This is a genomic window from Paenibacillus sp. GCM10027627 (genome assembly GCF_042675505.1).
In the GTDB taxonomy this organism is placed as follows: Bacteria; Bacillota; Bacilli; order Paenibacillales; family Paenibacillaceae; genus Pristimantibacillus.
The window spans coordinates 1,611,019-1,625,001 of the sequence record NZ_JBHTHB010000001.1; the positions used below are offsets into that span (position 1 = coordinate 1,611,019).

Consider the following 13,983-nt stretch of genomic DNA (forward strand, 5'->3'; position numbering starts at 1 on the left):
CTAGTTTAGCAGAAGAGCCTTCTTTAATGGAAGACTTAATAAAAGGCCTTTAGCAAAGCCGTGTCGAATATATATAGAGCCGAATTGAAGGCGCTTTAAAACATTCTCAGAAATGTCATGAACTTCGCCGGGACAACTCGGAGTAAGGCTTGCGCTGACTGGGGAAACATACTATCATGAGTAAAGAATGTACAACTATGTCTTGTGAATTTGGGAGGAACTGAAATGATTATTGAAAACTCCGGTTTGAATGGTGTTAAGAGTGAACTTAGCCATTTGGACGATGCAGCCGACAAAGTCGGTTTTGTCCGTTGGCAATGGGAATATTATCGCGCTACATACGATTTGAAGCTGGTTGACCGCCAGAGCAACAACGAATATTTTCTGCGCATCAACACTCGTGCAGTAGAAGGAAAGCTGGAAACTGCACATGCGGTTCTGAGCATTGAAGCCGTATATATCGGCCGCGCCACTTTCCCGCATGGCATGGAGTACGAATCTCCAGTCCCAAAACATATTATGGAGACGGCTACCCAACGACTTGAGCAACTTAAGCAGCAGCTCGTTTAATAGGCCTATATGAAAGCTAAGCAGAATGCCAGTCGGGGAAGGCCGGACTTTCTTCTTCTCATCATGACGCTCCTGCTTGTAGGCTTCGGACTCGTCATGGTGTTCAGCGCCAGCTCAAGCGTCACGGTCGTGTCACCCAAGTTCGGGAACGATGCTCTCTACTTTACAAAACGCCAGCTCGCTTGGGCTGGCCTCAGTATTTTTGTCATGTTTTTTCTAATGAACCTTCGTTATCAAATTTTCAAAAAAGCGTATGTGCTGCTGCTGCTCCCGGTGCTCGTGATGCTTATTCTCGTTCCGTTTGTCAGTGAAGAAATCAACGGAGCGCGAAGCTGGTTTGGGGTAGGTTCGCTCGGGATCCAACCGACGGAACCGGCTAAACTGGCGATCATTTTGTACTTGGGTGCGCTAATTACTAAAAAAGGCGAGAACTTCCGCGACTTCAAAAAAGGGCTTTTGCCCGTTCTCATTGTCATCTGCTTTATTTGCGGACTTATCATGATGCAGCCGGATTTGGGATCGACCCTTGTTCTAGCGTCATGTGCGGCCATTATGATTTTTGCAGGCGGCGCAAACCTAAAACAAGTTTTTTTCGCAGGTTCCATCGCAGCGGTTGCCGTAACGGTGATGGTCAGCATTTCGATGGCTATTAACCCCAAACCTTGGCAATACCGTATTGCGAGGTTCACCTCGTATATGGACCCGATCGGCAATGCTCAAGACGGTGCGCTACAGCTCATTTCGTCCTTGCAAGCGCTAGGACACGGGGGGTTGACGGGAGCTGGCTTTGGTGAAAGCGTACAGAAGCTTCATTATTTAACCTATCCTTACAACGACTTTATCTTTTCTATTATCGGTGAGGAATTTGGATTTATCGGAAGCGCCTTGTTTCTTCTCTTTTACCTTCTGTTCTTATGGAGGGGATTGATTGTTGCCTTGCGCTGCCCCGATCTATACGGAACGGTTGTAGGTGTCGGCATTGTCGGTTTGTTTGCGATACAGGCCTTCATTAATATCGGAGGCGTTACGGCGACCATCCCCATTACCGGTGTCACCCTTCCGCTGATTAGCTATGGCGGCTCGTCACTGCTCGTATGTCTCATGTGTATGGGCATCTTGCTAAGCATATCGCGAGAGTATAATCGGCCGGATAAAACGACGACCAAATCGAAATAAAAAAGGCGCTTTCCGCAATGCGGAAAACGCCTTTTTTTGAACCTATTTCAACCGTTGCTGAGGCTCTTCCTGCTCTTCCTCTTTAAAAGCAACGCCTTCGACTTTAACGTTTACTTCCACTACTTGAAGCCCTGTCATATTTTCAACGGATTCACGAACATTTAGCTGCAGCTGGCGACAAACCTCTTGTATCGGGATACCGTAGTGGACGATAATGCGTAGATCAATGGCCGCTTCCAATTGGCCAACTTCCACAGATACTCCCTTTTGTACGTTTTTACCGCTAAGGCGCTTGGCTAACCCTTCCGAAATGCCGCCCGACATAGCTGCAATGCCTGGCGTCTCGAGTGCAGCAAGTCCCGCGATCGTAGCTACTACATCGTCAGAAATACGGATAATTCCAGTTTGAAGTTCTTCGGTCATGTTATCCACTCCTCAATTTGCCATATATGTTTATTGTAATAGAACAGGCGGCATGAAGCAAGGCGCCCCCCTGTCGTTCCTCATTTTTCTACGGGATTTCATTCCTTTTTTCGACAAAAAAAGAGCAGTCCCGTCGATGAGACTACCCTTTGGCTTTGCGGTCCAATGCTTCGTACAATACGGCCAAGTTACGCTCCAGCTTGTTTATAATATCTTTGCCCGTAGGCTCGTTCAACAATCCGGCCCGAACAGCAAAGTCAACCTCTCGCGAAAAACCGTACATCTGAGTATCCAAAACCTCTTCATACAACGGACATTGACGAGTCGTCAAGTTTGCCATCTGTACTTCGATCAGCTTCTCTATCTTGCTCGCGTCGTCCTGAAGAAGACGAAGTGCTCTCTCATGCAAAAGATCCGTAACTTCCGGTGCAGACATTCTTCTCCCCCCTGTGCGCGTTTCCGCCAACTTCTATACCCTTTATATTAGACGAAAAGTAGGGAATACACAAGGACAAAACAGAAAGCGCCTCCTCCCGCAAGGGAAGAAGCGCTTATCTACTCTACAAAAATAGATTAATCCGAAATAACCGTAACATTCAAATCATGTTTAGCGAAAACTTCCGCCATCTTTTTCTTAGCTTCTTCCGCATCGGGACCATGCACATGCAGCTCGTAAGAATGGCTTCCCACCAACGTCGTAAACAGTCCTAGAATACTTTTGACGTCGATGTATTTGCTTTCAGCCTGTAATACGATGGAAGATGTGAATTGGCTCGCCGCTTGGGAAATTTCTACAATAGCCGCGTTATTAGACATGGGGAATCCCTCCAGATAGATTAGTAAAGCTTTCCTCTGTCACCATGATACCCTAAAAAGCTAACATCGTTCAAGAGGTATGCAGAAAAAAACGCTTTATTTGCAATTATTTCAAATGATCGGGATTAAGCCCTTCCAGCTCCGGAATGACAAAAATGCCGTCTTTGCGAATCAGCACATCGTCGAAATAAATTTCGCCGCCGCCGTATTCCGGGCGCTGGATTAGAACCAGATCCCAATGCACGGAAGAACGATTTCCGTTATCCGTATCCTCATAGGCTTGTCCAGGCGTAAAATGAAGGCTGCCCGCAATCTTTTCGTCAAACAAAATATCGTTCATCGGATGCAAAATATGCGGGTTAAAGCCGATCGCAAACTCGCCGATATAACGCGAGCCTTCGTCCGTATCCAAAATTTCGTTCAAGCGCGCCGTATCGTTGCTCACCGCTTTGACGATTTTACCATTTTCAAAAGTAAACGAAATATTTTGGAACGAAACGCCGGAATATACGCTTGGAGCGTTGTACGTGATCGTGCCTTGAACGGAATCGCGGACAGGAGCAGAGAACACTTCACCGTCAGGAATATTGCGGTGTCCGCAGCATTTTTTGGAGCCGATACCTTTGATGGAAAACGTCAAATCGGTGCCTGGTGCCGTAATTCTCACTTTATCGGTACGGTCCATAAGCGCTTTGAGCGGGTCTTGCGCTTTCTCCATCTTTGCATAGTCCAGGTTGCACACGTCGAAATAAAAGTTTTCGAAAGCTTCCGTGCTTTTGTTAGCGAGCTGAGCCATGGAAGGGCTCGGATAACGAAGCACGACCCATTTTGTTTTTTTGACGCGTTGTTCCATATGTACGGGAGTAACGTAAAGCTTTTGGTACAGCTTCATATTGGCTTCTGGTACATCCGCCAGCTCATTGGCGTTGTCTCCGGAGCGAACTCCAATGTATCCTTGCATATTTTTCATTTTTTCCAATTCGAGTGCGGCTAGCAGCTCAATTTGCTCTTTTGTCGCATGTATCAGCTGCGTCCGAAGAACGGAACGATCGCTCATCTCAAGAAACGGCCGGCCTCCGCGGGCGGCTACTTCTTCGATCAAACATTTGGCCAATTCGTTTTCGAAACCGATCACTTCGATAAGAATGTTTTCTCCGGGCTGAACGTCAATCGAATATTGGACCAAATTTTGTGCCAGCTTTTTTAATCTAGGATCGCGCATAATGAAATCTTCTCCTTCTTCTTATGTCATGCTAGATGGCCTCTAACACTTCCCTATATCCTATCATAAAAAAGCGTTTTATTGCACTGCTTCTACGGCTTTGCCGCTCCATCAAACGATTGAAAACGGACAAGCGCATGCCGAAACTCTTTTACCTGCTTCTCTTTTCGATGATATAAAAAGTTTGCTTTTTCCTCGACCTTTAGCGGAACCAACTTTCTCTTATCGATGACAATATCGTATTGAGTCTGAACTTCGAGAGTATTTAACATCTCGTTCAATTCATTTGAAGCGTTCTTCAACAGCTTTGACTTTTCAGCTCCAGCAGCCCCTGCGCCCCTCTGAGTCTGCTGTAGGCCAAGTTGCTCCATCTGACCTTTCAGCATTCGGCTCCAGCGCTCCTTGGACACGCCAGACTGCTCCTGCACGCGAAGCGTGAGCGTCTCGGCCCCGCTGGGATCAAGCTCGCCATCCGCCACAATCTCGACCGACTCATGTGTATTTGACAACGACTTAAGCACCTCTACCGGGTTCCAGTTCAAAGGTTCCGATTTATCGGATTGAATAGTAAGCTGTTTATGGTTAACCACTTTTCCATCGAACATTTGCGGCTTAATGACAACCCCATTCTCCACCCCAATGCTCATCGAACCCGAAAAGGCATATTGATCCATAGCCGCAAGGCCTGAATAGGACAAGGACAGCCACTCTTCCGGCGAGCGTTTGCCAAGGCTTGTACATCCTGCAAGCAGCACGGTTAAAACCAGCAAGAGCGACACACCTTTTCCATAACACCATCGTTTCATAAAATCTCCCCTTTGTTCTCGCCATATAGCCGGCTCCGCCGTTTTGCGGCACTTTTTGGTCTTAGTCTCTAGCCTCTCTAATCAGGTCTTGTATTATTCCCGGACCCTTCCATTGCGGAAACAGCAAAAAAGACGCCCAGTTGGACGTCTTTATTCGTAACCTCATAATAAGATAATGTTTTTGAAAGGCGCTGCTAACAAAATTTTGTTTTGTATTAGCCTCTATGCCCTTATGCAAGCTCTCCGACAATAATTCGGTTTCTTCCTTTATGTTTGGCTTCGTATAAGGCCATATCGGCACGATAAAACAACGACTCTACGCTAATCTTCTCATTTTCAAACGTCCATTCCGAAACTCCGCAGGAAACGGTCACTCTAGGACTAGTTTCTTCCGCCACTTGGACCCGAATTCGCTCAGCAATACGCAATGCCTGCTCCGTTCGGATGCCGGGCAAATAAACAGCAAGCTCCTCGCCGCCCCATCTCGCCGCAATATCGCCGTGTCTGATGGAAGTCTGGATAATTTGACTCACTTGAATTAATATCCGGTCTCCCACTTGATGGCCATAGGTATCGTTGATCCTTTTGAAATAATCGATATCGACTAGGATCAATGAGCCGAACTTATCCTTGCGCTGGCGGCTTTGAATCTGTTCATTTAAATAATGCCGTGCATGAAGCCCTGTTAAATTGTCCGTAATGACCATTCTGCGCACTTCCGCGTGCAGGGAGGCGTTCGTAACGGCTAATCCGATATGAGTGCTCATCACTTGCAGCAGCTTATAATTATCGTATGAGAAAAAGTTAGGTATTTTATGCGTGACCAGAATGACTCCAACCACTTCGCCGTCTACAAAAATCGGTGCTGCAATGAGCGACCGGGAGCCTGTATTGTCCATCAGCTTGGATGTAACAACACGCGTATTCCAGTAATCCGATATGATGAGCGGCTCCTTCGTCCGGTAAATCATTCCGCAAAAGCCGTATTCCGGCGAAAAATGTTCGCTGGCCATAGCCGGAATATTGCTTGACTTGACGATAAATTGATTGATTTCTTTGTCAAGTTGCAGTACGCAGCAATAATCCGCTTCAAAAATGGTCAACAGCTCGCTTGTCGCGAACTGAAAAATTTCTTTCAGCCGCAGCGATTGATTGAGCCGCTTCGTCATTTCATTAATAAGCCGCAGCTCGTTAATAAGCAAATTGGATTGCTCGTACAGCTTGGCATTTTCAAAAGCGGAACCTGCCGTATCCGCCAGCAGCGAAAAAGCGGGCAAATCCGACTCATCCCATTTCTCAGCTGCTATTGAAATGCAAAGCACCCCGTATGCCGCCTGCTTGCCAGTCATTGGCACTGCAAGCCGAATCGTGCCGTCCCGATCCTGCTCCATCGCCGGCTTGCCGTCCAAAAACGCTTGCGCTACGATATCGTGAGCCGTATTTTTAAATACAAGCGGCTTCACCCGCGGGTCTCCGTCCACATAATCTTGCGACAAATACAAAAAAACTTCAGAACTGGGGTAAAGAGTTTCCAGACTATGCAGCATCTCCGACAAAACCGAAGTGGCGTCTATCTGGTCGTAAAGCCTCTTCGCCGCTTGAAACAAGGCGTCTCTCCGGTTTGCTTCCCTGTCCGTCCGTTCTTGATGGTTTATAATATCTTTTACGTAAAGCCCTTCAAAACAGCGGTAAAAACAGCTGCGAAAATGAAGAGCGCTAGCTTCCAGACCCTCATCGCTAATGGAACGGCCGGTCTGTGCGACAAATACAAATGCCGCAAACACCTTGCCGTCATACCGCCGCTTGATCGGCACCGCCTTCATGCCTATATTACCTATAAAATCCGCGCCAACTTCCTGACCTTCGAATACGGATTCAACAACTTTGCTCAAACCAGAATGCAGAGGCTCCTCGCCGATCCCCTCTATAAACTTGCCTTCAGCACTGTAGCATTGTCCGTCTCTTCCATAAATCCCGAATTGTCCCGTGTGGAAAGAAGCTAGCCCCGATGCCTCCTGTCTCCATTGAAGGAAGCTTTCCTTCAGAAGAGCCGGTAAGTAGGGCTCGTCCGCATCTTGAATATCTTCTGCGGCAAACCAAATGGGATGTTCCTTCTTCCATTCCTTAACCATGCAGCACCTAACCCTTTCCAAGTGAATGCCGGGGACAACTTCTTTTTTATCATCATACTTCATTTTTAAGAATATTGCACTATCGTTTCCATAATTTATAGGACTTTAGGCGCTTTTTTGCGGAATGACTGGAACCGCTCGCTCCCTTTGAATCATCTTGACTTTTTTTATATATCTCATATAATATTAATAGTTGAAAACATGGGCGTACGGTTTTGTGTCACCCTCAGGAATTTCGTTCGCTGCCTGGCCTGCGGCTGATGTGCTTGGCAGGAATGGGTTACCCATTCGCTGAACGTTTTTCCGCGCAACACAACCCCATTCTCAAAATTTACTTTGATGAAGGAGTTAACAAGACACATGTCACGTTACACAGGACCTAAATTTAAATTGAGCCGCCGCCTAGGCATTTCCCTTAGCGGAACTGGCAAAGACTTGAAACGCCCTTTCCCTCCGGGACAACACGGCCCTAACCAACGCAGAAAAATGAGCGGCTACGGCGTTCAATTGCAAGAGAAGCAAAAGCTTCGCCACATGTATGGCATGAACGAAAAGCAATTCCGCAACTTGTACGACAAAGCGGCAAAAATGAAAGGTAAAGCCGGTGAAAACTTCATGGCTCTCCTTGAAAGCCGTTTGGACAACCTGGTTTACCGTCTTGCTCTTTCCAACTCCCGTGCTGGCGCACGTCAACTAGTTGCTCACGGTCACGTGACTGTAAACGGCAAAAAAGTCGACATCGCTTCCTACTCGGTTTCCGTTGGCGACGTAATCGGCCTGCGCGAGCGCAGCCGCGGCTTGAAAACGATCAAAGAGGCTCTTGAAGGCCGCAATCACATTCCGAACTACCTTGAGTTCAGCGAGCAAGCAATGGAAGGCAAGTACGTTCGCCTGCCAGACCGCTCCGAGCTTAGCCAAGAAATCGATGAGAAACAAATCGTCGAGTTCTACAGCCGTTAATTGTAATGGAAAAAACCTTGAACTTTTGGTTCAAGGTTTTTTTTTCGTTATTTTTGTCTGTTCGTTCTAATCGTTTAGCGAAAATAATGGAGGATCGGCGGGACCGCTTGGCGCTTTAGGGGGGCTTTGGAGGGTTACTGCCCCTTGACTGGCTGCTCCTTGAACCGCCGCTGCCGCATGAACAATCGCTTGCGGCTGCGCCGGAGAAACAACTTTCGACGTCAACCCTTTAATAAGGCTGTTTACATCAATGCCGGACACGCTTTTCAACATTTCAGGCGCTGTTGACATTAATGAAGTAACGTAATTGCTTAGTCTTGCCGCTCCTTCCCCGTTTCCGGTATCCACAACGGTCAGCTTATCGATGGAGCTGATCGGCTCCGCCACTTTTCCTGCCAGCTCAGGAAGCATTTTCACGATAATATCCAATACAGCCGCCTCGCCAAATTTTGCGAACGCTTCGGCAAGCTTTTCCTTGGCCTCCGCCTCCGCCAAACCGCGCAGCCTGATTACTTCCGCTTCAGCCGTTCCTTTGGCCCGCTCCGCTTCCGCGATAGCGAGTCCGTCAAGCCGCTTTTGCTCCGCCTGCGCTTTCGCCTCTGCTTCAATCCGGTACTGCATGGCATCCGCCTCGCGCAGCTCCTTCGCTTTATTCGCTTCAGCCGCTTGTTCTACAGCATAACGGTCTGCGTCGGCTTTTTTCTTCACTTCCGCGTCATATTGCTTTTCGCGGCGCAATATTTCTTTGGCCTCCAGATCGATTTCCCTCTCCTTGCGGACCAGCTCGACTTTCATCTGCTCCTCGACGACGCTTTGCTTCGCGCGCGCTTCTTGAATGGAATACGCTTGATCCGCTTCCGCCTTCGCCGTATCTTGATCACGTTTGAAGGAGGCGACCTTCATTTCCTTATCCTTTTCTGCTTCCGCTACGTTCGTATCTCTGAGCAGCTCCGCCTTTTGCCCTGCCTCCTCGGCAAGCGCCTTTTGAATTCTGGCGTCGCGGACCGCTTCGGCCTCAGCAATCTCGGCATCGCGCTTAACTGCTGCAATCCGTGGCTTGCCGAGCGCATCCAAATAGCCATGTTTATCGCGAAGATCCTTGATGGTAAAAGATACGATTTGCAAACCCATCTTTTTTAAATCTTTGGCGGCAACGCCCTGCACTTCCTGAGCAAACTTGTCGCGGTTGCGGTAAACCTCCTCCACCGTCATGGAGCCCAAGATCGCTCTAAGGTGACCCTCCAGCACTTCTTGCGCCTCGCCTTTGAGCGCTTCCGTCGGTTTGCCCAAAAACTGCTCCGCCGCCGTTGCCACGTCCTCTGTCGCTCCGCCTATTTTAATAATCGCAACACCGTCGGCCATTACAGGAACCCCTTGTTCCGTATACACTTCCGGGGTGGAGACGTCAAGCTTATGAGAGAGCAATGACAAGTATTCGGCTTTCTGGAAAATGGGGAGAATAAATGCGCCTCCGCCTCTAATGATCTTCACTTTCCTCCCCGATTCGTCCACCAAGGAATTGCGGCTCCCCAAGAAGGAACCCGTTACTAACATCGCTTCGTCCGGACTGACCGTTTTGTACCGCGCCCAAAATGCGAGGCCCAGCACAACAAGCACCCCAACTACAATAATAGGAATGATTAAAAAGTCTTGCATTTTCCACATTCTCCTCTCTGAATTTAAATAGACAAGTTTACTTCGGATACTTGGAGAACGCCGTCTACGACTTCAACCACGACAATTCTCGCTCCTGCGGGTATCGTGCGCTTGTCAAAACTGGATGCGATCTGATTGGTAAAGCCCGCCCCTACTTTAACCAGCACTTCGCCGTATCCTGACTCCGGAATAGGGACAATCACCTCTCCCAGCGAGCCTTCTAGCGACCGAATGGAAAATGCAATTGAATTTTCGCTGTTCTCCATCGGCTTTACATAAAGAAAGAAGACGGCTATGCTGGCGACAACAGCAATCAGAAAGGCGAACAACAACACCAAGGCACCGCTTAAACCGCTATATTTGCTCATAAGCAGCCCCGCCCCGCCAAATACTGTAATACCGCCCACTAGCGTCATTGGCTGCAAAAAAGCAGGCCCGTCAATGGACAAAAAATCGAGAACCCCGTCCAAAGCCTGGCTGAGCCAATCTCCAAAAATAACGCTGACGACGGCATACAGAATTCCTCCGATTAAACAGGCCATAAACAAAGTATCCATCTTCTTCCCCTCCGCCATAATCCAATAAGTACCATCTTTTCCTACTGTTATTACGTTAATTGCAAAAATAAGTTTCCACTATCCGAACAATTCGTTTCTTAGTTAAGTTTTTTAACATAAATAGCGTCGTTTTACTTTTACAAAACTTTTCGGCACCTTCGGTCGTCTAAAGGATGGCATTAGCGGAACAAAACGGTTCAGAGCGCCAGAGGACACTAAGTAGAGCATGTACCGAATGGTGATTTATGCTATAATAAGTATGCTATTTTGGAAGGGGAGTTATCGAGATGCAAGAGGAACGTCAATCATCGCCGCCGGAAAAGTATAGCAAGTGGCGATTTTTTGGACTGGTATCGCTTATAACGGTAAAGTGGATTGTTTATTTTGGCATATTTTTTGGTTTGCTGGCAGGGGGAGCCGTGACTGGTTATGTAGCCGCTCTCGTTAAAGATGAAGAAGTTAGACCCCAGTCCGTCATTCAGGAAAAAGTCGGGGAATATTCCATGACAGGCTATGTCTACTTCAACGACGAGTCGCTCGTCGGGCAATTAAGAACGGACGAGGATCGAATCGTCGTCAAGTATGAGGAAATTCCGCAATCGGTCATCAACGCTTTGTTGGCCACGGAAGACAACAACTTTTACAACCATGAAGGCGTTGACATCAACGGCCTCGGCCGTGCCGTCAAGCAAAAGCTTTTTAACGAAGATACGCAAACAGGCGGAAGCACGCTGACTCAACAGCTTGCCCGAAGAGTGTTTCTAAACCTCGACCGCACCGACAGCCGCAAAATTAAAGAAATCTTTTTGTCGCTGCGCATGGAGCGTTACTTAACGAAGGAAGAAATATTGGCAGCTTACTTAAACAAAATGCCGTTTGGCAACGGCTCGAACGGTTATCAAGTATTCGGCATCAAAGCCGCCGCAAAAGGCATTTTCGGCGTAACGGACCTGTCAAAGCTAAATGTTGCCCAGTCCGCTTATTTGGCTGGATTGCCGCAGCTGCCATCCCTGTATACCGCGTTTACGGGGTCCGGTAAATTTAATGAAGCCGGCTTTGAACGAGCGATGAAACGCCAGCAGTTCGTTCTCTCCCGCATGCTGGAGACGGGACGAATTACGAAGCAGGAATATGATGAGGCCGTTAAGTTCGACATTAAATCGTCGATTGCGCCTCCAAGCGAAAAGGCATACTCAACATACCCTTATTTGATGCTAGAGGCAGAAAGACAGGCAGCCGAAGTGCTGCTCATGCAGAATGACCCTAGCCTCACAAAAGAAGCGCTGCGCCTCAAAGAAAACGCCCATCTTATTGAGGAAGCCAGAGAGCAGCTGCTGCGCGGCGGCTATCATGTGCATACGACGATCGACAAAGACGTCTACAACATTATGCGCGAAGTCGCCAGCGACGAAGACAACTTTACGCCGTACAGTCAAACGAAAGGCATCGAGCAAATTGCCGGCGTCATACTGGACCATAAAACAGGCGCCATTATCGGCATGCTGGAAGGCCGCGACTTCTACGAGGAGCAAATGAACTTTGCTACCCAAATGATTCGTCAGCCCGGCTCCGCTATGAAGCCGCTGGCGGCTTTCTTGCCAGCCATTGACAAAGGCATTATTCAGCCGGCCAGCATTATTGACGATGCTCCCATTGTAATGCGCGACGGTCAAAAGGGCTATCATATCCCGATGAACGTCACCAATAAATTTTCAGGACTTGTGACCGCCCGCGATGCGCTTAACCGCTCGCTCAACTTGCCTGCACTGAAAATTTTTAATGATGATGTAACGATTGCAAGCTCATGGGAATTTGTAAAAAAGCTTGGGATTACAACGCTTCAGCCTGAGGATGCCTATGCTCAAACAGGAGTAATCGGCGGACTGCGGCTTGGTGTTTCCGTAGAAGAAATGACAAATGCATACGGAGCCATTCCAAACAACGGCGTGTTCCAAGACGCATACATGATCGAAAAAATTACCGATGCTGACGGAAAAATCATCTATGAGCATAAAGCTCAGCCAAAGCAAGTTTTTTCCGAGCAAACGGCGTTCCTTATGACAGATATGCTGAAAACCGTTATTTCAGACAAAAGAGGAACAGGCAACCCGATTACAAAACAGTTCAAGCAATACGGAAAAATTCCGGTTGCCGGCAAAACAGGCACTACCCAAAGCTACGGCGACGTTTGGTTTATGGGCTTTACTCCCGACGTAACCCTCGGCGTATGGGCTGGATATGAGCAACAAGTCAATTCCTTGTCCAACAACGGCCGCTCGCGCGCCCGACTCATCTGGACAGAGATTATGAACGAGCTGACAGACAAAAAGCCGGGGCTGTTCGTGACGAAACAGTTTTCAAAGCCTGACGGCATTGTTAGAGCGACCGTCTCCAGTGCCAGCGGTTTGCTGCCGACCGAACTGACCCGCTCTTCCGGCATGCTCGTTACGGACTGGTTCAACAAGCAGTTTTTGCCGAAGAAAAGAGACGATTCACTGGTCAATATGAAATATATTACGTATGAAGGAATCAACTACGTACCGAATGAATTGACTCCCGCAGACATGCTCAAAGAAAAAATCGTAGTCAAACGTAAGAAACCGCTTGATGTGCTGATGGACGAAATTAAAGCCGCACAATCGAGGCTACCTGGAAAAAATAGGCGGCCACTTGAAATGTATTTGCCGGCAGATGCCGCTAATGACGCGCCTTCCAAGGTCGATCCAAGGGCCGATGACGGAGCTCTTCCAGCGCAGCCAAGCAATGTCAAGCTACAAGCGTCATCCGCTAACGGCAATTTGACCATTACATTTACGGACAGCAAATCTCCGGATATTGTCGGATATCGTTTGTATCGTTCGGTCAACCAAGGTCCATATGCCAAAGTAGGCGACTCTATTTTGCTCGGCGACGAATACAAGTTCAGCATTAAGGCATCTAACCTGGAAGCAAGCAACTTCTACGTGGCAGCCGTCGATGTAGTGGGCAAGGAATCTACTCCAGGACCTATCGTCAGCTACGGTACTACGCCGATCGTACCGGAAGTACCGGAAATTCCCGGCCTTCCAGGCGGTGAAACAGGCGGCAATGGCAACGGGTCCGAAGGCAACGGCAATAACGGAAGCGAAACGCAAACGGCTCCTTCCGCTCCTACGGGTGTGCATGCAGCAGGATCCGAGCTTAGCGTTGTGATCAGTTGGTCGGCCAACCCGATCTCGGATCAGGTGGTGCAATACCATGTGTATTACAGTGCGGGCAACGATGGCAACTATGTCAAAATAGCTTCAACCTCTCAAACGAGCTTTGAGCATTTAATACCGCTAGGTTCGGAATCGGGCAGCTATCAAGTGACAGCGGAAAACAGCGCCGGGATATCGCTCCCTTCCGCTAAAGCATCCGCGCAGCATTAAGCTGCCAGCCGGGCTGTACCGGCAACCAAGCAAAGGAAAACAGCTAAGCCATATAACAGGTAAAAAAGCTTATGCCCCTCGGAACTGACCCCCGTTAATGAGACAGGGATCAAAACACCTAATTCTATTCTAGATAGCCAGTTGCCGATATTCAATCGGCGACTGGTTATTTAGTTTCGCTTGAATACGAATTGAGTTATAGTAAAGAATGTACGCTTGAATCGTTTGTACAACGATTGCCGTCGTTGTGCAAGT

Annotated in this window: 13 protein-coding genes; 4 read left to right on the forward strand and 9 right to left on the reverse strand. The window is 48.2% G+C overall.

Annotated features, from left to right (window positions below; translation table 11 throughout):
• Nucleotides 1-225: 225 nt before the first annotated feature.
• Together ACFQZE_RS07945 and ftsW are read left to right on the forward strand one after the other, a co-directional pair.
• A complete protein-coding gene (locus tag ACFQZE_RS07945; protein ID WP_379355398.1) occupies nt 226-570 on the forward strand; it encodes a YugN family protein in 345 nt (114 codons plus the stop codon).
• 9 nt (nt 571-579) lie between these two features.
• Nucleotides 580-1,746 (forward strand): putative lipid II flippase FtsW, encoded by a 1,167-nt coding sequence (gene ftsW / locus ACFQZE_RS07950; RefSeq protein WP_379355400.1) that lies wholly within the window; start codon nt 580-582, stop codon nt 1,744-1,746.
• 42 nt (nt 1,747-1,788) lie between these two features.
• Here ftsW and ACFQZE_RS07955 read toward each other — a convergent pair whose 3' ends face one another.
• The 6 genes from ACFQZE_RS07955 to ACFQZE_RS07980 all read right to left on the reverse strand — a co-directional run bounded on the left by ACFQZE_RS07955 (nt 1,789) and on the right by ACFQZE_RS07980 (nt 7,145).
• On the reverse strand, nt 1,789-2,169 hold the full coding sequence (locus ACFQZE_RS07955; protein ID WP_379355402.1) for an Asp23/Gls24 family envelope stress response protein: 381 nt from the start codon (nt 2,167-2,169) through the stop codon (nt 1,789-1,791).
• A 142-nt stretch (nt 2,170-2,311) separates the two neighbouring features.
• Nucleotides 2,312-2,605 carry an Fpa/YlaN family protein gene (locus ACFQZE_RS07960; protein ID WP_379355404.1) on the reverse strand — a complete coding sequence of 98 codons (294 nt, stop codon included), beginning with the start codon at nt 2,603-2,605 and terminating at the stop codon, nt 2,312-2,314.
• Between the two features lie 137 nt (nt 2,606-2,742).
• Entirely contained in the window at nt 2,743-2,985 is a 243-nt protein-coding gene (locus ACFQZE_RS07965) for an HPr family phosphocarrier protein (RefSeq protein ID WP_379355406.1), read from the reverse strand.
• A gap of 106 nt (nt 2,986-3,091) precedes the next feature.
• A complete protein-coding gene (locus ACFQZE_RS07970; protein ID WP_379355408.1) occupies nt 3,092-4,207 on the reverse strand; it encodes an aminopeptidase in 1,116 nt (371 codons plus the stop codon).
• Nucleotides 4,208-4,299: 92 nt separating this feature from the next.
• Nucleotides 4,300-5,013 (reverse strand): hypothetical protein, encoded by a 714-nt coding sequence (locus ACFQZE_RS07975; protein ID WP_379355410.1) that lies wholly within the window; start codon nt 5,011-5,013, stop codon nt 4,300-4,302.
• A gap of 230 nt (nt 5,014-5,243) precedes the next feature.
• Nucleotides 5,244-7,145 (reverse strand): sensor domain-containing diguanylate cyclase, encoded by a 1,902-nt coding sequence (locus tag ACFQZE_RS07980; protein ID WP_379355412.1) that lies wholly within the window; start codon nt 7,143-7,145, stop codon nt 5,244-5,246.
• Between the two features lie 360 nt (nt 7,146-7,505).
• On the opposite strand from ACFQZE_RS07980, the gene rpsD reads away from it, so the two are divergent.
• On the forward strand, nt 7,506-8,105 hold the full coding sequence (rpsD, locus tag ACFQZE_RS07985) for a 30S ribosomal protein S4 (RefSeq protein ID WP_379355414.1): 600 nt from the start codon (nt 7,506-7,508) through the stop codon (nt 8,103-8,105).
• 66 nt (nt 8,106-8,171) lie between these two features.
• On the opposite strand, the gene ACFQZE_RS07990 is transcribed toward rpsD, so the two are convergent.
• The gene (locus ACFQZE_RS07990; RefSeq protein WP_379355417.1) at nt 8,172-9,761 is read right to left on the reverse strand and encodes a flotillin lipid rafts scaffold protein FloT; all 1,590 of its coding nucleotides are present in this window, start codon (nt 9,759-9,761) and stop codon (nt 8,172-8,174) included.
• A gap of 23 nt (nt 9,762-9,784) precedes the next feature.
• Nucleotides 9,785-10,318 carry an NfeD family membrane protein gene (locus ACFQZE_RS07995; protein ID WP_379355419.1) on the reverse strand — a complete coding sequence of 178 codons (534 nt, stop codon included), beginning with the start codon at nt 10,316-10,318 and terminating at the stop codon, nt 9,785-9,787.
• A 287-nt stretch (nt 10,319-10,605) separates the two neighbouring features.
• Between ACFQZE_RS07995 and ACFQZE_RS08000 the strand changes: the two genes are divergently transcribed.
• Nucleotides 10,606-13,728 (forward strand): transglycosylase domain-containing protein, encoded by a 3,123-nt coding sequence (locus tag ACFQZE_RS08000; RefSeq protein WP_379355421.1) that lies wholly within the window; start codon nt 10,606-10,608, stop codon nt 13,726-13,728.
• Between the two features lie 129 nt (nt 13,729-13,857).
• On the opposite strand, the gene ACFQZE_RS08005 is transcribed toward ACFQZE_RS08000, so the two are convergent.
• A partial coding sequence (locus ACFQZE_RS08005; protein WP_379355559.1) for an IS3 family transposase occupies nt 13,858-13,983 on the reverse strand: 126 nt, incomplete at its 5' end.